Raw genomic sequence first — 17,082 nt, forward strand, 5'->3', positions numbered from 1 at the left:
AAATGGAAGACCCCAGTAAACCGCGGCCCAGTTGGCTTGAACGCCTGTCCACCATGCTCTTGCGCGAGCCGGAAGACCGCGAGGAGTTGATCGAGCTGTTGCATAACGCCTTCGAGCGCAACCTGCTCGACGCCGAGGCCCTCGGCATGATCGAAGGCGTGCTGGAGGTCAGCGAGCTGACCGTGCGCGACGTGATGATTCCGCGCAGCCAGATGCACGTGCTGAACATCGACGACCCCATCGCCCGCTTCCTGCCGACCGTGATCGATTCCGGCCACTCGCGCTTCCCGGTGATAGGCGAAAGCAAGGATGACGTGCAAGGCATCCTGCTGGCCAAGGAGTTGCTGCGTTACTTCCATGCGCCCTCCACCTTCAATCTGAAGAACGTGCTGCGCCCGGCGGTGTTCGTGCCGGAGTCCAAGCCGCTGAACGTGCTGCTGCGCGACTTCCGCGCCACCCACAACCATATGGCGGTGGTGGTCGACGAATACGGCGGCGTCTGCGGCCTGGTGACCATCGAAGACGTGATCGAACAGATCGTCGGCGACATCGAGGACGAGTACGACATCGACGACGACGAGGACGACATCGTGCCGGTGCGCGGCAACGAGCGCTACCGCGTCAAGGCGCTGACCGAGATCGAAGACTTCAACCACTACTTCGGCACCGACTACGCCGACGACGACGTCGACACCGTCGGCGGCCTGGTGATCTCGCTGACCGGCCACCTGCCCAAGCGCGGCGAAAAGATCGAAGCCGCCGGCCTGCGCTTCACCGTGCTGCGCGCCGACAGCCGCCGCCTGGACACCCTGCTGGTGGAACGCATCCAGGCCTCCCTCGACATGGCCGAATAAGGCTATGCTGAATGCAGCCGGTAGCCGCCGGCTGCAACTCTCGTCTTCAACTGCAACAAGCCCCATGCGAATCCTGATCCTGCTATTGGCCGCCGCGCTGGCCGGCGCCTTCACCCTGTTTGCCTTCGCCCCCTATCGGCTGTTCTGGCTGATGCCGATCGCGCTGGCCGCGCTGATCGAACTCTTGCAGCGCGAGCCGCGCCGCGCGTTCTGGATAGGCTACGCCTGGGGCCTGGGCGCCTATGTCAGCAACTTCCGCTGGATCTACGACAGCCTGCACGACGTGGCCGGCCTGCCGGCCTGGATCGCCGCGCCGCTGGTGCTGCTGCTGCCGGCCTACCTGGCGCTGTATCCCGGCCTGGCGTCCTGGCTGGCCTGCCGCATCGACCCGCGGCCGGGCGTGCGCTGGCTGCTGGCCTTCCCGGCCGCCTGGGAGCTGGGAGAATGGCTGCGCGGCTGGGTGATGACCGGCTTTCCCTGGGGCGCGGCCGGCTACTCGCAGATCACCGAAAGCCCGCTGGCCGGCTACGCGCCGGTCGGCGGCATTCACCTGGTCAGCTATCTGGTGGCGCTGTCCGCCGGCGCGCTGGCCATGCTCGCGCGCGCCGGCATGCGGCAACGCATCGGCATCCTGATCGCCGCGGCGCTGGTCTGGGGCAGCGGCGTGTGGCTGCGCGACATCGAATGGACCCATCCGGTCGGCAAGCCGATCACGGTGGCGCTGGGCCAGGGCAATATCGCCCAGGAATTGAAGTGGTCGCCGGAGAACCTGGAAAACTCGCTGCTCACCTATTACCGCCAGGTGGCGATGACCCGCGCCGACCTGATGATCCTGCCGGAAACCGCGCTGCCCTTGTTCCTCGACGACCTGCCGTCCGGCTACCTGTCGATGATCCGCGGCGAAGCGTCCCGCTCCGGCATGGCGCTGGCCACTGGCATCCCCCGCCGCACCAACGACGGCCGCGGCTATCTAAACTCGGTGGTGGCGCTGTCCGACCCGAAAATGCCCTACTACGCCAAGGATCATCTGGTGCCCTTCGGCGAGTTCGTGCCGCTGCCGGGACTGATCGGCTGGATCTACCAGCACATGGACATGCCGCTGTCCGGCTTCAGCCGCGGCGGCGCGGACCAGCCGCCGCTGACGCTGGCCGGGCATCAGGTGGCGTTCAACGTCTGTTACGAGGACAGCTTCGGCGAAGAGCTGATCGGCCCGGCCTCCCGCGCCGGCATGCTCGCCAATGTCAGCAATCTGGCCTGGTTCGGCAAGAGCGAGGCGATGAGCCAGCATCTGCAGCTATCGCAGGCCCGGTCGCTGGAAACCGGCCGCTACATGCTGCGCGCCACCAATAACGGCATGACCGCCATCATCCGCCCGGACGGCGAGATTTCCGCGGTGGCGGCGCCGTTCACCGCCCAGGTGCTGACCGGCTTCGCCCAAAGCCGCGAGGGTCTGACGCCTTACATGCGCGTCGGCAATCTGCCGGTCATCATCGGCTGCGGCGCGCTGCTGCTGCTGGCCCTGCTGCTGGGCTGGCGCCGCCGCGGCCAGCACTAAGAACCAATCCGCGCGCCTCAAACAAAAAGCCCGGTGTCCGCCACCGGGCTTTTTCCATCCAATCCAGCACGGCCGCCGCGCCGCTCAGCCCCTGACTGAGAAGCGCGACACCAGTTGCCGCAGATTGGCCGCCAATTGATGCATATTGTGGATGGCCTGCGACGCCGACTGCGACGCCGAGGCGTTGCTGGTGGCGCTGTGGGCGATCTGCTCCACGTGCTGGGCGATGGCCTGGCTGGCCGCGCTCTGCTCCCGCAGCGCGTGGGAAATGTCGCCTATCACCGCCACCACGCCGCTGGCGCTGTCCTGGATCCGCGCGATTTCGGAACCGGCTTGCTCGGCCAGATCCAAGCCGGCCTTCACCCGCCCCACCGCCTCCTCCATGCTGTGGCGGGAATGCTCGGCTCCCTGCTGCACATCCTGGATCATGGAGGCGATTTCCTGCGTCGCCTGCGCCGTGCGCTCGGACAGCTTGCGCACCTCGTCGGCCACCACCGCGAAGCCGCGGCCCATCTCGCCGGCGCGCGCCGCCTCGATCGCCGCGTTCAAGGCCAGCAGATTGGTCTGGTCGGCGATGTCCTTGATCACTTGCATGATGCTGGAAATGGTCTGGGTCTTGTCCGCCAGGCTGGTGATGATGCCCGAGGTCTGGTCCACCGCGTCGTTGATGCGCCGCATTTCGCTGACCGCCTCGGCGATCACCGCGCCGCCGCTCTTGGACAACGTGCCGGACTCGTTGGCCAGGTTTCGCGCATCCTGCGAGCGGTCGGAAATGTGGTTGACGCTGACGGTGAGCTGCTCGATCGACGCCGCCATCGCGGTGGCCGCCGCGCTTTGCTGCTCGGAGCCGCGCCCCACCGCCTCGGCCTCGCCAGTCACCTTGCTGCTGACCTGGGACAGCTGGTTGGCGCCGTCTATGATGTCGCGCACCAGACGCTCCAGTTCGCGCTGCATCGCGCCCACCGCGGACATCAGGCTGTCCTGATCGCCCTCCTTCACCGCCACCTCCTGGTCCAGCTGGCCGGCGGCGATGCGCTTGACCACCGCCACCGTCTCCTGCGGATCGGCGCCCAGCTGCCCCAGCACATTGCGCAGGATCATACCGCCCATTCCCAGCAGCACCAGCAGCGCCGCCGCCAGCACCCCGGCCAACCACAGCAGCTCCCGATGGAAGGCGGCGGAAACGTCGTCCAGATAAATGCCGGTGCCGACGATCCAATGCCACTTCGGCGTGGTGGTGACATAGGAAATCTTGGGCTGGGGCTGGTCGAAGCCGGGCTTGCTCCACACATACTCGCCATAGCCTCCGCCGCCCGGCGATGAAATCGCGTTCTGGAACAGCGTCTTCAACTCGACGCCGTTCGGGTCCTTCACTCCGGCCAGGTTCTTGCCGATCAGCTCCGGTTTGGCGCCGTGGGCGACGTAATTCCAGTCCGAGTCATAGGCGAAGAAATAATCCGCCTTCTCGTAATGCATCGAACTCAGCGCCTTGGACAGCATGCGCTTGGCGTCGGCCTCGCCGATCTTGCCGCTTTCCACCAGTTTCTCGTAGCTGGAGACCAGGCCCACTGCGCTCTGCACCAGATTGCGCACCTTGTCCTGCCTGTCCTGCAACATCACCTGGCGCTGGTTGTACACCGACACCACGCCCAGGCTGCACACCACCACCACCACCAATGCCATCAACCCGACCAGCCGGGCCTTAAGGCTCATGCCTGCGTTTGCCATTTCCCGCTCCTTCCCCAACCCCGCACGTATTCGTGCTTGTTTTGATAGTTCGATTACAAAATTATTCTAGAAACGGATGCCTCCCGCCGCCACGCCGTTTTGCCAAACGCGGTGTCCGGCAAGCTGCGGGCATGAAAAAGCCCGGGCATGCCGGGCGGGAGGATTGAGCGTCGGTCAGACGCGGAAGCTGGAGAACAGCTGCCGCATGCTGCTGGCCGAGTGCGACAGTTCGGACAGCGTGTCGCGCACGGTCTGCAAGGCGTCGTCGCTGTCGACGATGCGGCCGTTGATCTGCTCGGTGCTCTGGGCGATCATCGTGGTGGCCTTGTGCTGCTCGCTGGTGGACAAGGTGATCTCGTTCATCTTGGCCATCACTTCCTGCATCGCCTGCTGGATCTGCTCGATGCGCTGCACCGCGCCCAGCGTCAACTCCACGCCGCCGTCGACCGAGCTGACGGTGCGCTGCATATTGCTGACCGCCTGGCTGGTTTCCTCGCGGATGGTGCTGACCATGCCGGAAATCTCCACCGTGGCCTGGCCGGTGCGCTCGGCCAGCTTGCGCACTTCGTCGGCCACCACCGCGAAGCCGCGGCCCATCTCGCCGGCGCGCGCCGCCTCGATCGCCGCGTTCAACGCCAGCAGATTGGTCTGGTCGGCGATGTCCTTGATCACATTGGTGATGCCGCTGATCTGCTGCGAGCGCTGATCGAGCGAGCCCAGCATCGTGGACAACCCCTTCACCGCCTCGACGGTGCTGTTCATCTCCTGCGAGATCTGCTGCATGCCGTGCGCGCTCTCGCTGGAGACCTGGCCGGTATGGTTGACCAGGCTGTCCGCCTCGCGCGCCGCGTCGGCGATGTGCGAGATGCTGACGGTGATCTCCTCCAGCGTGGCCGCATTGGAGCTGGACACGTCGGAAATCTGCCGCGAATCGTGCGCCACCTTGTCCACGGTGTCGGTCACGCTCTCGACGCCGCCAGTCACCCGCTCGGCCTCTTCCTTCACCGCGATGAACATCTTCTGCAGCTGGCCGATGAAACGGTTGAACGCGGTGGCGGTCTCGGCGATCTCATCCTGGCCGGTCACCTGGATACGGCGGGTCAGGTCGCCCTCGCCCTGGGAAATTTCCAGCATCGCGTTGCGCAGGCGACCCAGGCCGGCCAGCATCTTGCTCAGCATCACGCTCGCCACCGGAATCAGGATCACCACGCACAGCGCGCCGATGCCGATCACCGTCAGCAACAAGGTATTCAGCGGACCGGTGACCACCGACTCGTCGGTCACCACGCCCAGCAGCCAGTTGGTGCCCTCCACCGGCTGCACCTCGATCAGCTTGTTGTCGCCGCCGATGCTGACCTCTTCCATCGTTGTGCTGGTCGCCAGCTTGGTCAGACGGTCGCTGGTCAGCTCCGGCACTTTCTCGGACAGCGGCTTCAGCGTCAGGCTGGCGTCCGGGTGGGCGATCACCTTGCCGCTCTTGTCCACCAGGAAAGCGTAGCCGTTGCCGCGCAGCTTGACCGATAGCACGGTCTTGACCAGGTCGTCGATGAAGATGTCGCCGCCGACCACCGCCTTCAGCGTGCTGCCGTCTTTAACCGGGGAGACGAAAGTCACCACCAGCTTCTTGGTGTCGAAATCGACATAGGGATCGGAGACGCCGGGGTTGCCGCTGGCCGCCGCCTGCTGATACCACGGCCGCGCCACCGGGTCGTAGCCTTGCGGCTGCGGCTTCATGTCGGAGCGGATCATCACATGGTCGGCGGTGCCGATATAGGTCATATCGAAGCCGCCGGCCTGGCTCATCCGGGCCAGCGTCTGGCGCGGATCCGGCGTGCCCACCAGCGGATTTGCCGCGATCACCACGCCCACCTTGCTCTTGTACCAGCTGCTCACCAGGGCCGAATAACCCTTGGAAGTGCCGCCCAACTCATTATCGACGCCTCGGACGATCTCGTTCCGCATCTGGCCGTAGACCAGCACGGTAATCACCATACCCAGCAATACCAGCAGCAGGGCAATCACTGCAATCAGCTTGACACGCAAAGAGCGCATTACACTTCCTCCTCATCCCCAATCACTTGCCAGGCCGCATCGGCCGCGGGCTTGCGGCATCGGGCGCTGTTGTCTTGTAAGCCTCTACTCAGGTTTAGTCCGTATCAGCATAAAGCTCAACGAACAATTCCCTTCTTGCGAATTTTGCCCCCCGTTTTTCCGAATGGCATGAAACATCCGCCCCATAGGCATCGCCGGCCATCGCACGACAGTCCGACAATCTGCGGCGGGCATCTCAATGTAAATGGCCGTTCGCAGATATGCAATGCCCGCGTTACAACTTGCCGTTCTCATTCAGGTGCCATGCTTGAAAATCGGCACGCCGCGCCCGTCCTCCGCCGCCGCCGTGCTAGCATGCCGTCTATACGACAACGGAGACCCCCATGCATCTGAGCGACATGTTCATCCATCCGGTCAAATCCTGCCGCGGCATCGCCTTCGACCGCGCCTACGCGGGCAAGCTGGGTCTGCTGCATGACCGCGAATGGCTGCTGGTCACGCCCGACGGCCAGCAGATCACCGCTCGGACGCATCCCCAACTGGTCACCGTCCGCGCGGAACTGTTGCCGGGCGGCGTGCTGCTTCACCACGCCGGCAAACCGCCGATCTTCGCGATGGCCACCGTCTACACCCGGCCTCATCCGGCCCAGGTGTGGAAAGACGGCTTCCAGGCCTGGCACGGCGACGAGCGAGTCGACGCCTGGTTCGCCGACCTCCTCGGCTGCGAATGCCGGCTGCTGTGGCTGGGCGCGCAATCCAACCGCGCGTTCAAGGGCGGGCCCGACAAGATGAGCTTCGCCGACGGCTATCCCTTCCTGCTGGTCAACCAAGCCTCGCTCGACGATTTGAACCGCCAGCTCCCCGAGCCCGTCACCCTGCGCCACTTCCGCCCCAATCTGGTCGTAAGCGGCGCGTATCCATGGGAAGAGGACGACTGGCAGGTGATCCGCATCGGCGAGCTTGAATTCGACGTGATGAAACCCTGCGTGCGCTGCGTGCTGACCACGGTGGATCCGGATCTGGGCGAGAAACGCGCCGACGGCGAACCGCTGCAAACACTGGTCCGCACCCGGCGCCTGGATGAGGGCGTCTGCTTCGGCATGAACCTGCGCGCCCGCAACGAAGGCGTGCTGGAGCTGAACGCGCCGGTGGAAGTGCTCGAGCAGCGTTACAGCTTCTAGACTGGGCTGCCGGCAAGTGCTTACAATCTGTCAATGAATCTGCAAGCGCTCATTGAAGATATCCGGCAGCAAGTGCTGCCGTTTTACGACCAGGGCCAAGTCGCCGACTACATACCGGCGCTGGCCTCGGTGCTGCCGCATCAATTCGGTTTCGCCATCCACACGCTGGATGGACAGGAATATGGCTGCGGCGACGCCGACATCCCATTCTCGATCCAGAGCATCAGCAAAGCTTTCATGCTGGCCCTGACGCTGCAGGCCGACGGCGAAGAGTTGTGGCGCCACGTCGGCAAGGAACCGTCCGGCAATCCGTTCAACTCCCTGGTGCAACTGGAGTACGAGCACGGCATCCCGCGCAACCCCTTCATCAACGCCGGCGCGCTGGCGGTCACCGACCGCGCGATCGGCCACTTCGGCGACGCGCACGCGCGCTTGCTCGCCTGGCTGCGGGACGAGGCTGGCAATTCCAGCCTGGCCGCAGACAAGGCGATCGCGGCGTCCGAGCGCGAGCATGGCGACCGCAATGCGGCCTTGGCCCATTTCATGAAAAGCTACGGCAACCTCGGCAACCCGGTAGAAACCGTGCTTGATCAATATTTCCACAACTGCAGCATTGCGATGAGCTGCCGCGAGCTGGCGCGCGCCGGCCTGTTCCTGGCCAACCACGGCGTCTCGCCGCAGACCGGACGACAATACCTGACCCGCAGCCAGGCCAAACAGGTGAACGCCGTCATGCTGACTTGCGGCACCTATGACGCCGCCGGCGAATTCGCCTATCGCGTCGGCCTGCCGGTGAAGAGCGGCGTCGGCGGCGGCCTGCTGGCGGTGATTCCCGGCAAGATGAGCATTGCAGTGTGGAGCCCGCAGCTGGATGCGCGCGGCAATTCGGTGCTAGGGCTGGAAGCCTTGGACCGCTTCACCACCCGCACCGGGCTGTCCATCTTCTAGACGCGTCAAAGCCGGGCGCCTCAGGCAACCCGGCTTTGACGGACATGAAAAAAGCCAGCTCCAAGGAGCTGGCTTTTTCTTGCAACTTCGTCGATTACTCGGCGGAGTCGTCTACAACGGCAACGGCATCTTCAGCGCGGTCCACCAGCTCTACCAGAGCCATCGGGGCGTTGTCGCCCTTGCGGAAACCGTACTTCAGGATACGCACGTAACCGCCATTGCGGGCGGAGAAGCGCGGGCCGAGCACGTCGAAGAGTTTAACCACGATTTCGCGGTCACGGGTGCGGTCGAACGCCAGACGACGGTTGGCGAGAGACGGCTTTTTGCCGAGCGTGATGAGCGGCTCGGCCACACGACGCAGTTCCTTGGCCTTCGGCAGCGTGGTCACGATAACTTCGTGCTTCAGCAGCGAGTTGGCCATGTTACGCAGCATCGCCAGACGATGGCTGGTCGTGCGGTTCAGTTTACGATTACTGTAACGATGACGCATTGTTAATGTCCTTTAGTCTCAAACTTACGGCTTTTCCAGACCAGCCGGAGGCCAGTTCTCGAGCTTCATGCCGAGAGTCAGGCCCTTGGAAGCGAGAACTTCCTTGATCTCGTTCAGCGACTTGCGGCCGAGGTTCGGAGTCTTCAGAAGCTCGGTTTCGGTGCGCTGGATCAGATCGCCGATGTAATAAATGTTCTCTGCTTTCAGGCAGTTGGCCGAACGAACCGTCAGTTCAAGATCGTCTACCGGACGCAGCAGGATCGGATCGATCGGCGGCGCCTTTTCAACGACTTCTTCAACCGCTGTGCCCTGGAGGTCGGCAAAGATCGACAGCTGATCCATCAGGATGCGGGCTGCGTTGCGCACAGCCTGCTCCGGCTCGATGACGCCGTTGGTCTCGATGTCGAGAACCAGGCGGTCGAGGTCGGTACGCTGTTCCACACGGGCGCTTTCCACAGCGAAGCTCACGCGGCGAACCGGCGAGAAGGAAGCGTCCAGTTGAATGGTACCGATGGAACGATTGTCGTCATGGCTGGTGCGAACGGACACCGGCTGATAGCCGCGACCCTTCTCCACCTTGACCTCCATGTCGATCTTGCCGCCGGAGGAGATGTGACAAATCACGTGTTCCGGATTGATCACTTCCACATCATGCGGCAGCTCGATATCGCTAGCCAAGACAGCGCCCTCGCCTTCCTTTTTCAAGGTCAGCACGACACTGTCGCGACCATGCAGCTTAAGCACCACGCCCTTGAGGTTGAGGAGGATGTCAACGACATCCTCCCGCACGCCGTCAAGTGCGGAATACTCATGCAAAACGCCAGCGATAGTCACTTCGGTCGGAGCATAGCCCGGCATCGACGACAGCAGGATACGACGCAGCGAATTGCCCAGGGTATGGGCATAGCCGCGCTCGAACGGCTCCATCGACACGCGAGCGTGAGTGGCGGAAACCGGCTGTACATCGATCAGACGAGGTTTCAGAAATTCCGAAGCGCTGTTTTGCATAGTCATTCCCTAAGAGCTAGCGATTACTTGGAGTAGAATTCCACAACGAGTTGTTCGTTGATATCGCTAGACAGTTCGGAACGTTCCGGAGTGGATTTGAAAACGCCTTCCATTTTCTTGGAGTCAACAGACACCCAAGACGGGAAGCCGCCTTGCTCGGCCAGAGCCAGGCCTTCGACGATACGGGCCTGCTTCTTGGCCTTCTCACGGACGATCACTACGTCACCGGCTTTAACCTGGTAGGACGGAATGTTCACAACCTGGCCGTTCACCACGATAGCCTTGTGGCTAACCAGCTGGCGCGCTTCGGCGCGAGTGGAGCCAAAGCCCATGCGATATACAACGTTGTCCAGGCGGGACTCAAGCAGCTTCAGCAGGTTTTCACCCGTGGAGCCCTTGCGGCGAACAGCTTCCGCAAAATAATTGCGGAACTGACGCTCGAGTACGCCGTAGATGCGGCGGATTTTCTGCTTTTCACGCAGCTGGACGCCGTAGTCAGACAGGCGGGTACGACGAGCGCCATGCTGACCAGGAGGGGTGTCCAGTTTGCATTTGGAATCCAGTGCACGACGCGCGCTCTTCAGGAAAAGGTCGGTGCCTTCACGACGAGCGAGCTTGCACTTCGGGCCAATATAACGTGCCATGTTCTCACACTCTCCGAATTAGATACGACGTTTTTTGGGCGGACGGCAACCGTTGTGCGGTACCGGCGTCACGTCGGAGATGCTGGTGATCTTGAAACCCAGCGAGTTGAGTGCGCGAACAGCGGATTCACGACCCGGGCCCGGGCCTTTAATACGAACTTCGAGGTTCTTCACACCATATTCTTGGGCAACTTTACCAGCGTGCTCCGCCGCTACCTGAGCAGCAAAGGGTGTACTCTTGCGCGAGCCCTTAAAACCAGCGCCGCCAGAGGTAGCCCAAGACAGTGCATTGCCTTGACGGTCGGTGATAGTGATGATGGTGTTGTTGAACGAAGCGTGCACGTGCACGATGCCTTCGCTAACAGACTTGCGCACTTTTTTACGTACACGGACAGCTGTGTTTGCTTTAGCCATTCTCTGTGTTCCTTAGTTTACTTCTTGCCGGCAATCGCCTTGCGCGGACCCTTGCGGGTACGGGCATTGGTGCGAGTGCGCTGACCGCGGCACGGCAAGCCGCGACGATGGCGGAAGCCGCGATAGCAGCCCATGTCCATCAGACGCTTGATGCTCATGGTGATTTCACGACGCAGGTCACCTTCAACGGTGAACTTGGCGACTTGATCACGCAGAGTCTCCATCTCAGCTTCAGTCAGATCCTTCACCTTGGTGGAAGGATTCACGCCAGCGGCAGCACAAATTTGCTGAGCGCGAGTCTGACCGACGCCGAAAATTGCCTGCAGGCCGATAACGGCATGCGCATGATTGGGGATGTTTACCCCTGCAATACGGGCCATACTCTTTCCTTAAGCCTTAAGACCTTGAAAAGTTTGCGATTGTATCACGCAAATCGAGGTCTAACAAATGTTAGCCTTGTTTTTGCTTGTGACGCGGGTCCGTGCAGATCACGCGAACTACGCGATTGCGACGAATGATTTTGCAATTACGGCAAATCTTCTTTACAGAAGGCTGTACTCGCATGTTCAGATCCTTTCAAATCCAAAAAAGAGCGAATGCGTTACTTCGCACGGAACACAATTCGGGCCCGGGACAGATCGTATGGAGTCAACTCCACAGTCACCTTGTCACCTGGCAGGATGCGGATGTAGTGCATCCGCATCTTCCCAGAGATATGCCCGAGTACCACGTGTCCATTTTCAAGCTTGATCTTGAAAGTTGCGCTGGGCAAATTTTCCAAGATCTCGCCTTGCATCTGGATAGTGTCTTCCTTAGCCATATAACCCAGTGTCAACTCGTGTGTCAGCGGGTAAGGGCGTTGCCTTTGAAGTTGGCCTTCTTCAGCAAGCTCTCGTACTGATGCGACAACACGTAGGACTGCACCTGCGCCATGAAGTCCATCGTCACCACTACGATGATCAGCAGCGATGTACCACCGAAATAGAACGGCACGTTCCACTTCAGGATCAGGAATTCCGGCAACAAGCAGACCAGCGTGATGTAGATCGCACCGATCAGCGTCAGCCGCAGGATGATCTTCTCGATATATCGAGAAGTTTGCTCACCTGGACGGATGCCCGGGATGAATGCCCCGCTCTTCTTCAGGTTGTCAGCCGTTTCCTTCGGGTTGAAAACCAACGCCGTGTAGAAATAGCAGAAGAAGATGATCGCCGCCGCGTACAGCAGCACATAGATCGGCTGACCCGGATGCAGCTTGTCAGCCACGCCCTTCAGCCAAGCCATGTGCTCACCCTGGCCGAACCAACCGAGAACGGTGGCCGGGAACAGGATGATGCTCGAGGCGAAAATCGGAGGAATCACCCCCGCCATGTTCAGCTTGAGCGGCAGATGCGTGCTCTGGCCTTGCATGACGCGATTGCCCACTTGACGCTTGGCGTAGTTCACCAGCACCTTGCGTTGGCCGCGCTCAGCGTAGACAACGACGAAGGTGACCAGAATCACTCCGACAAACAGCAGCACGGCAAACAGGATGGGCAAAGAGCCCTGGCTGGTCAGAGTCAGGGTCTTGCCGATCGCAGCCGGAACACCTGCGGCGATACCCGCGCAGATGATCAACGAGATACCGTTGCCGATACCGCGCTCGGTGATCTGCTCGCCCAACCACATCAAGAACATGGTTCCGGTGACCAGAGACACCACGGTTGTCAGGTAAAACTCCCACTGAGCAGTCATCACCAGGTTAGGCTGCTTGTACAACATCACCGCGATGCCGAAACTTTGGAAAGTCGCGAGCCCCACGGTGGCATAACGCGTGTACTGGGTTATCTTGCGACGTCCCGCATCGCCTTCCTTCTTCAGCTGCTTCAGGCTGGGCAGAACCTCGGCCGCAAGCTGCAGAATGATGGAAGCCGAGATGTACGGCATGATGCCCAGGGCAAATACCGTAAACCTCGAGAGGGCGCCGCCCGAGAACATGTTGAACATGTCGAGCAGGCCCGTCTGCGATGTGTGGAACAACTTCGCTAGTTCGGCAGGGTTGATACCCGGGACCGGAATATGGGCGCCGATACGATAAACGATCAACGCGCCAATCAGGAACCAGATACGACGCTTCAGATCACCAAACTTATTGGCATTGGCCACTAGAGAAGTATTCGCCACAAATTTATGCCTTATTCAATGCTGCCGCCGGCAGCCTCGATGGCAGCGCGGGCGCCAGCGGTAACGCTGATACCACGCAGTTTGACCGCGCGCTCAACCTTGCCGGACAGGACTACTTTGGCAACGAGTGCCTGAGCAGCCACCAGACCGGCTTGCTTGAGAGCCAGCAGATCGATTTCATCGACCGGCAGCAGGTTCAGTTCGGACAGGCGAACTTCGCATACGAAGCGAGCCGTCAGAGACTTGAAGCCGCGCTTCGGCAGACGACGTTGCAGCGGCATTTGACCGCCTTCGAAGCCTACCTTGTGGAAGCCACCGGCACGGCTCTTCTGACCCTTGTGGCCGCGGCCGCAAGTCTTGCCCAGGCCGGAACCGATGCCACGGCCTACACGGCGCTTGGCATGCTTGGCGCCGACGCCCGGTTGTACGGTGTTCAGCAGCATCTCTTAGCCCTCGAATTTGAGCAGGTAGCTGATCTTGTTGATCATGCCACGGTTTTCAGGGGTATCGAGCACTTCAACAGTCTGACGAATTTTCTTCAGACCCAGACCGCGGGCGCAAGCCTTGTGAGACTCCAGGCGACCGATCAGGCTCTTTACCAGAGTGACCTTGACAGTCTTGGCGTTACTCATGACCCACCCCCAGGATGTCCTCGATGCTCAGACCGCGCTTGGCGGCGATTTGCGCCGGGGTGTTGAGGTTGCTCAGGCCGTCCAGAGTCGCACGCACCACGTTGTACGGGTTCGTGGAGCCATGGATCTTGGCCGAAACATTGTGAATACCCATTGCGTCGAAGATCGCGCGCATCGGACCGCCGGCCTTAACGCCAGTACCATCCTTTGCCGGCTGGATCAGGACGCGAGTCGCGCCGTGACGGCCTTCAACGGTGTGCTTCACGGTACCGTTGTACAGCTTGATCTTCACCATGTTTTGGCGGGCTTGTTCCATCGCCTTTTGTACGGCAACCGGAACTTCCTTGGAACGGCCCTTACCCATGCCGATACCGCCGTCGCCATCACCAACCACGGTCAGGGCGGAGAAAGCCATGATACGGCCGCCCTTAACCACTTTGGTGACGCGGTTGACGCTGATCATTTTCTCGACCAGACCGTCGCCGCGATCTTCCATTTCGTGCTTAGCCATTCTTTACTCCGAATTAGAATACGAGGCCGTGTTCGCGAGCGGCGTCAGCCAGTGCCTTCATGCGACCGTGGTATTTGAAACCGGAACGATCGAAAGCAACTTGCTCGATGCCAGCGGCTTTTGCCTTTTCGGCAATGCGCTGGCCGATCACGGCTGCAGCTGCCACGTTGCCACCATTGGCCATTGCGGAGCGAACATCGGCTTCCAGCGAGGAAGCGCTGGCCAGTACCTTGTTGCCGGTCTCGTCAATGATCTGGGCGTAAATGTGGCTATTGGTGCGGTGTACAGAGAGACGCACCATCTTGAGCTCCGCGATCCGTGCACGGGTTTTACGTGCGCGGCGGAGTCGAGTCTGTTTCTTGTCCATGTCAGTGCCTCAGTTACTTCTTCTTGGTTTCTTTCAGAACCACAACCTCGTCGGCATAACGCACGCCCTTGCCCTTGTAAGGCTCCGGCGAACGGTAAGCGCGAATCTCGGCTGCGACCTGGCCCACGAGCTGCTTGTCAGCGCCCTTGACCAGAATCTCGGTCTGAGTCGGAGTCTCAACTTTGACGCCAGCGGGCATCTTGTGAGCCACCGGGTGCGAGAAACCCAGAGACAGGTTCAGGGTATCGCCTTGGGCTTGGGCACGATAGCCCACGCCGACCAGCTGCAGCTTCTTCTCGAAGCCCTTGGATACGCCGTTCACCATATTGTTCAACAGGGCGCGCAGGGTGCCGGACATGGCACGCGCGAACTTGCTGTCGTTCTTGGCGGCGAAAGTCAGCTGGTTGTTGTCCAGCTTGACTTCCACGTCGTTGCACAGAGCGGTGCTCAGGGAGCCCAGGGCACCCTTGACAGTCACATCTGCAGCGCCGAACTTGACTTCGACGCCGGCCGGAATGGCTACCGGATTCTTAGCTACGCGAGACATTTGACCCCCTTACGCCACGACGCAGAGCAGTTCGCCGCCGATACCGGCAGCGCGCGCCTTGCGATCGGTCATCACGCCGCTGGAAGTGGACAGGATCGCCACGCCCAGGCCGTTCATGACCTTCGGGATTTCGGTGGAGCCCTTGTACACGCGCAGGCCAGGACGGGATACGCGCTCGATGCGCTCGATCACCGGACGGCCAGCGTAGTACTTGAGCTGGATATCGAGAACAGGCTTCTTCTCTTCGCCGGCGACGGCGAAGTCTTCGATGTAGCCTTCTTCTTTCAGCACCTGCGCCAGCGCAACCTTCAGCTTCGAGCAAGGCATGGAAACCTTGGTTTTGGAAGCTTGTTGGCCGTTGCGGATGCGGGTCAACATATCGGAAATAGGATCGTGCATGCTCATTTATGTGTCTCCTATTACCAGCTGGCCTTCACAACACCCGGAATCTCACCCTTCATGGCGATCTCACGCAGCTTGTTGCGACCCAAACCGAATTTACGGAACACACCACGCGGACGACCGGTCACGGCGCAGCGACGACGCTGGCGAACCGGAGAAGCGTTGCGCGGCAGTTGCTGCAGTTGCAGGCGGGCGGCGAAACGCTCTTCTTCCGAGAGGTTCTGGTTGTTGATGGTGGCGATCAGGGCCTCACGCTTGGCGGAGAACTTCTCAGCCAGCTTGACGCGCTTCTCTTCACGGTTAATCAGTGCAAGTCGTGCCATGTGCTTAACCCTTGAACGGGAACTTGAACGCGGCCAGCAGAGCGCGGGCCTCTTCGTCAGTCTTCGCCGAGGTAGTGATAGTGATGTTCATACCACGCAGAGCATCGATCTTGTCGTACTCGATTTCCGGGAAGATGATCTGTTCTTTGACGCCCATGTTGTAGTTGCCGCGGCCGTCGAAAGACTTGGCGGAAACACCACGGAAGTCGCGAACTCGCGGCAGCGCGATGGTGACCAGGCGGTCCAGGAACTCATACATGCGTTCGCGACGCAGAGTTACCTTGCAACCAACCGGATAGTCGTCGCGAATCTTGAAGCCTGCGATGGACTTGCGAGCGGTGGTGACGACCGGCTTCTGGCCGGCGATCTTTTCCATGTCGCCCACGGCGAATTCCATTACCTTCTTATCGGCAACGGCTTCACCCACGCCCATGTTCACGGTGATCTTCTCGATACGCGGAACTTGCATGATCGACTTGTAGCCGAACTGTTTCATCAGTTCCGGCACTACGCTGTCTTTGTAGAAATCGTAGAGACGTGCCATGTTTGCTCCTTAGGCGCCGATAACTTCGCCGCTGGACTTGAACACGCGCACCTTACGGCCGTCTTCAAGAACCTTGAAGCCTACGCGGTCAGCCTTTTGGCTTGCCGGATTGAAAATCGCGACGTTAGAAGCGTCGATGGGCATGGTCTTCTCGACGATACCGCCAGCTACGCCACGTACCGGGTTCGGCTTCTGGTGTTTCTTGGCGACATTCACGCCTTCCACTACCAGCTTGGTTTCCAGAACACGCAGGACAGTGCCGCGCTTACCCTTGTCTTTGCCGGTGATTACTACGACTTCATCACCCTTGCGAATCTTGCGCATGCGACCTCTCCTTACAGCACTTCAGGAGCCAGCGATACGATCTTCATGAAACGCTCGGTACGCAGTTCGCGCGTAACGGGTCCGAAGATGCGTGTGCCGATCGGCTCAAGCTTGTTGTTGAGCAGAACAGCAGCGTTGCTGTCAAACTTGATCAAAGAGCCGTCGGGACGACGCACGCCTTTGGCAGTGCGTACCACGACCGCGTTGTATACGTCGCCTTTTTTGACGCGACCACGCGGAGCGGCATCCTTGATGCTCACCTTGATGATGTCACCTACGCTAGCATAGCGACGCTTGGAGCCACCCAGCACTTTGATGCACTGAACATGACGTGCACCAGTGTTGTCAGCGACCTCAAGCATGGTCTGCATTTGGATCATTTGAGATTACCTTTC

Annotated in this window: 24 protein-coding genes; 4 read left to right on the forward strand and 20 right to left on the reverse strand. The window is 60.7% G+C overall.

What is annotated here, in order from left to right:
* Positions 1–2 precede the first annotated feature (2 nt).
* Positions 3–854, forward strand: coding sequence for a CorC family transporter (locus ACX17K_RS15865; protein WP_021477432.1), 852 nt, complete (start codon positions 3–5; stop codon positions 852–854).
* A 64-nt stretch (positions 855–918) separates the two neighbouring features.
* Entirely contained in the window at positions 919–2,409 is a 1,491-nt protein-coding gene (gene lnt / locus ACX17K_RS15870; protein WP_493775574.1) for an apolipoprotein N-acyltransferase, read from the forward strand.
* 84 nt (positions 2,410–2,493) lie between these two features.
* Here the strand turns inward: lnt and ACX17K_RS15875 are convergent, their stop codons facing one another.
* Together ACX17K_RS15875 and ACX17K_RS15880 are read right to left on the reverse strand one after the other, a co-directional pair.
* Positions 2,494–4,137, reverse strand: a complete 1,644-nt coding sequence (locus tag ACX17K_RS15875) for a methyl-accepting chemotaxis protein (RefSeq protein WP_493775575.1) — start codon at positions 4,135–4,137, stop codon at positions 2,494–2,496.
* Between the two features lie 174 nt (positions 4,138–4,311).
* Positions 4,312–6,189 carry a methyl-accepting chemotaxis protein gene (locus ACX17K_RS15880; RefSeq protein WP_493775576.1) on the reverse strand — a complete coding sequence of 626 codons (1,878 nt, stop codon included), beginning with the start codon at positions 6,187–6,189 and terminating at the stop codon, positions 4,312–4,314.
* Between the two features lie 383 nt (positions 6,190–6,572).
* Here ACX17K_RS15880 and ACX17K_RS15885 point away from each other — a divergent pair, with 383 nt between their 5' ends.
* A complete protein-coding gene (locus ACX17K_RS15885; protein ID WP_493775577.1) occupies positions 6,573–7,370 on the forward strand; it encodes an MOSC domain-containing protein in 798 nt (265 codons plus the stop codon).
* Positions 7,371–7,403: 33 nt separating this feature from the next.
* Entirely contained in the window at positions 7,404–8,318 is a 915-nt protein-coding gene (locus ACX17K_RS15890) for a glutaminase (protein WP_493775578.1), read from the forward strand.
* A gap of 94 nt (positions 8,319–8,412) precedes the next feature.
* Here the strand turns inward: ACX17K_RS15890 and rplQ are convergent, their stop codons facing one another.
* The 18 genes from rplQ to rplN all read right to left on the reverse strand — a co-directional run bounded on the left by rplQ (position 8,413) and on the right by rplN (position 17,067).
* Complete coding sequence (gene rplQ / locus ACX17K_RS15895; RefSeq protein WP_493775579.1) at positions 8,413–8,808, reverse strand: 50S ribosomal protein L17; 396 nt, start codon at positions 8,806–8,808, stop codon at positions 8,413–8,415.
* A gap of 24 nt (positions 8,809–8,832) precedes the next feature.
* Positions 8,833–9,816, reverse strand: a complete 984-nt coding sequence (locus tag ACX17K_RS15900) for a DNA-directed RNA polymerase subunit alpha (protein ID WP_021478372.1) — start codon at positions 9,814–9,816, stop codon at positions 8,833–8,835.
* Between the two features lie 23 nt (positions 9,817–9,839).
* On the reverse strand, positions 9,840–10,460 hold the full coding sequence (gene rpsD / locus ACX17K_RS15905) for a 30S ribosomal protein S4 (protein WP_493775580.1): 621 nt from the start codon (positions 10,458–10,460) through the stop codon (positions 9,840–9,842).
* 18 nt (positions 10,461–10,478) lie between these two features.
* Positions 10,479–10,874, reverse strand: coding sequence for a 30S ribosomal protein S11 (gene rpsK, locus ACX17K_RS15910; RefSeq protein WP_011137709.1), 396 nt, complete (start codon positions 10,872–10,874; stop codon positions 10,479–10,481).
* Between the two features lie 17 nt (positions 10,875–10,891).
* Positions 10,892–11,254 (reverse strand): 30S ribosomal protein S13, encoded by a 363-nt coding sequence (gene rpsM / locus ACX17K_RS15915; RefSeq protein WP_021478370.1) that lies wholly within the window; start codon positions 11,252–11,254, stop codon positions 10,892–10,894.
* Positions 11,255–11,324: 70 nt separating this feature from the next.
* Positions 11,325–11,438: a 50S ribosomal protein L36 gene (gene rpmJ, locus ACX17K_RS15920; RefSeq protein ID WP_011137711.1), complete on the reverse strand. Its 114-nt coding sequence runs from the start codon at positions 11,436–11,438 to the stop codon at positions 11,325–11,327.
* Positions 11,439–11,475: 37 nt separating this feature from the next.
* The gene (infA, locus tag ACX17K_RS15925) at positions 11,476–11,694 is read right to left on the reverse strand and encodes a translation initiation factor IF-1 (protein ID WP_031296780.1); all 219 of its coding nucleotides are present in this window, start codon (positions 11,692–11,694) and stop codon (positions 11,476–11,478) included.
* Positions 11,695–11,717: 23 nt separating this feature from the next.
* Positions 11,718–13,037 (reverse strand): preprotein translocase subunit SecY, encoded by a 1,320-nt coding sequence (gene secY / locus ACX17K_RS15930; RefSeq protein WP_493775581.1) that lies wholly within the window; start codon positions 13,035–13,037, stop codon positions 11,718–11,720.
* 11 nt (positions 13,038–13,048) lie between these two features.
* The gene (gene rplO, locus ACX17K_RS15935; protein ID WP_021478367.1) at positions 13,049–13,480 is read right to left on the reverse strand and encodes a 50S ribosomal protein L15; all 432 of its coding nucleotides are present in this window, start codon (positions 13,478–13,480) and stop codon (positions 13,049–13,051) included.
* A gap of 3 nt (positions 13,481–13,483) precedes the next feature.
* The gene (rpmD, locus tag ACX17K_RS15940; protein ID WP_011137715.1) at positions 13,484–13,669 is read right to left on the reverse strand and encodes a 50S ribosomal protein L30; all 186 of its coding nucleotides are present in this window, start codon (positions 13,667–13,669) and stop codon (positions 13,484–13,486) included.
* The gene (gene rpsE / locus ACX17K_RS15945; RefSeq protein ID WP_115616260.1) at positions 13,662–14,180 is read right to left on the reverse strand and encodes a 30S ribosomal protein S5; all 519 of its coding nucleotides are present in this window, start codon (positions 14,178–14,180) and stop codon (positions 13,662–13,664) included. The genes rpmD and rpsE overlap by 8 nt, the downstream gene beginning before the upstream one ends.
* 13 nt (positions 14,181–14,193) lie before the next feature.
* Positions 14,194–14,547, reverse strand: a complete 354-nt coding sequence (gene rplR, locus ACX17K_RS15950) for a 50S ribosomal protein L18 (protein WP_021478365.1) — start codon at positions 14,545–14,547, stop codon at positions 14,194–14,196.
* 13 nt (positions 14,548–14,560) lie between these two features.
* Entirely contained in the window at positions 14,561–15,094 is a 534-nt protein-coding gene (rplF, locus tag ACX17K_RS15955) for a 50S ribosomal protein L6 (RefSeq protein ID WP_021478364.1), read from the reverse strand.
* A gap of 9 nt (positions 15,095–15,103) precedes the next feature.
* Positions 15,104–15,499 carry a 30S ribosomal protein S8 gene (gene rpsH / locus ACX17K_RS15960; protein ID WP_021478363.1) on the reverse strand — a complete coding sequence of 132 codons (396 nt, stop codon included), beginning with the start codon at positions 15,497–15,499 and terminating at the stop codon, positions 15,104–15,106.
* Between the two features lie 14 nt (positions 15,500–15,513).
* The gene (gene rpsN, locus ACX17K_RS15965; RefSeq protein WP_011137720.1) at positions 15,514–15,819 is read right to left on the reverse strand and encodes a 30S ribosomal protein S14; all 306 of its coding nucleotides are present in this window, start codon (positions 15,817–15,819) and stop codon (positions 15,514–15,516) included.
* 4 nt (positions 15,820–15,823) lie between these two features.
* Positions 15,824–16,363 carry a 50S ribosomal protein L5 gene (gene rplE, locus ACX17K_RS15970; RefSeq protein WP_021478362.1) on the reverse strand — a complete coding sequence of 180 codons (540 nt, stop codon included), beginning with the start codon at positions 16,361–16,363 and terminating at the stop codon, positions 15,824–15,826.
* Positions 16,364–16,372: 9 nt separating this feature from the next.
* On the reverse strand, positions 16,373–16,687 hold the full coding sequence (rplX, locus tag ACX17K_RS15975) for a 50S ribosomal protein L24 (RefSeq protein WP_011137722.1): 315 nt from the start codon (positions 16,685–16,687) through the stop codon (positions 16,373–16,375).
* A gap of 11 nt (positions 16,688–16,698) precedes the next feature.
* A complete protein-coding gene (rplN, locus tag ACX17K_RS15980) occupies positions 16,699–17,067 on the reverse strand; it encodes a 50S ribosomal protein L14 (RefSeq protein WP_011137723.1) in 369 nt (122 codons plus the stop codon).
* Positions 17,068–17,082 lie beyond the last annotated feature (15 nt).

It is taken from the genome of Chromobacterium sp. INPA-IVC (assembly GCF_059047085.1).

Coding starts and splice junctions, on each gene's coding strand:
- ACX17K_RS15900 (WP_021478372.1), bottom strand. CDS start 9,816: ATGCAAAACAGCGCTTCGGAATTTCTGAAACCTCGTCTGATCGATGTA.
- rpmJ (WP_011137711.1), bottom strand. CDS start 11,438: ATGCGAGTACAGCCTTCTGTAAAGAAGATTTGCCGTAATTGCAAAATC.
- rpsH (WP_021478363.1), bottom strand. CDS start 15,499: ATGAGCATGCACGATCCTATTTCCGATATGTTGACCCGCATCCGCAAC.
- rpsM (WP_021478370.1), bottom strand. CDS start 11,254: ATGGCCCGTATTGCAGGGGTAAACATCCCCAATCATGCGCATGCCGTT.
- ACX17K_RS15885 (WP_493775577.1), top strand. CDS start 6,573: ATGCATCTGAGCGACATGTTCATCCATCCGGTCAAATCCTGCCGCGGC.
- lnt (WP_493775574.1), top strand. CDS start 919: ATGCGAATCCTGATCCTGCTATTGGCCGCCGCGCTGGCCGGCGCCTTC.
- rplN (WP_011137723.1), bottom strand. CDS start 17,067: ATGATCCAAATGCAGACCATGCTTGAGGTCGCTGACAACACTGGTGCA.
- rplR (WP_021478365.1), bottom strand. CDS start 14,547: ATGGACAAGAAACAGACTCGACTCCGCCGCGCACGTAAAACCCGTGCA.
- rplE (WP_021478362.1), bottom strand. CDS start 16,363: ATGGCACGTCTCTACGATTTCTACAAAGACAGCGTAGTGCCGGAACTG.
- ACX17K_RS15865 (WP_021477432.1), top strand. CDS start 3: ATGGAAGACCCCAGTAAACCGCGGCCCAGTTGGCTTGAACGCCTGTCC.
- infA (WP_031296780.1), bottom strand. CDS start 11,694: ATGGCTAAGGAAGACACTATCCAGATGCAAGGCGAGATCTTGGAAAAT.
- ACX17K_RS15875 (WP_493775575.1), bottom strand. CDS start 4,137: ATGGCAAACGCAGGCATGAGCCTTAAGGCCCGGCTGGTCGGGTTGATG.
- rplX (WP_011137722.1), bottom strand. CDS start 16,687: ATGCGCAAGATTCGCAAGGGTGATGAAGTCGTAGTAATCACCGGCAAA.
- ACX17K_RS15890 (WP_493775578.1), top strand. CDS start 7,404: ATGAATCTGCAAGCGCTCATTGAAGATATCCGGCAGCAAGTGCTGCCG.
- ACX17K_RS15880 (WP_493775576.1), bottom strand. CDS start 6,189: ATGCGCTCTTTGCGTGTCAAGCTGATTGCAGTGATTGCCCTGCTGCTG.
- rpmD (WP_011137715.1), bottom strand. CDS start 13,669: ATGAGTAACGCCAAGACTGTCAAGGTCACTCTGGTAAAGAGCCTGATC.
- rplF (WP_021478364.1), bottom strand. CDS start 15,094: ATGTCTCGCGTAGCTAAGAATCCGGTAGCCATTCCGGCCGGCGTCGAA.
- rplO (WP_021478367.1), bottom strand. CDS start 13,480: ATGCTGCTGAACACCGTACAACCGGGCGTCGGCGCCAAGCATGCCAAG.
- rplQ (WP_493775579.1), bottom strand. CDS start 8,808: ATGCGTCATCGTTACAGTAATCGTAAACTGAACCGCACGACCAGCCAT.
- rpsE (WP_115616260.1), bottom strand. CDS start 14,180: ATGGCTAAGCACGAAATGGAAGATCGCGGCGACGGTCTGGTCGAGAAA.
- rpsN (WP_011137720.1), bottom strand. CDS start 15,819: ATGGCACGACTTGCACTGATTAACCGTGAAGAGAAGCGCGTCAAGCTG.
- rpsK (WP_011137709.1), bottom strand. CDS start 10,874: ATGGCTAAAGCAAACACAGCTGTCCGTGTACGTAAAAAAGTGCGCAAG.
- rpsD (WP_493775580.1), bottom strand. CDS start 10,460: ATGGCACGTTATATTGGCCCGAAGTGCAAGCTCGCTCGTCGTGAAGGC.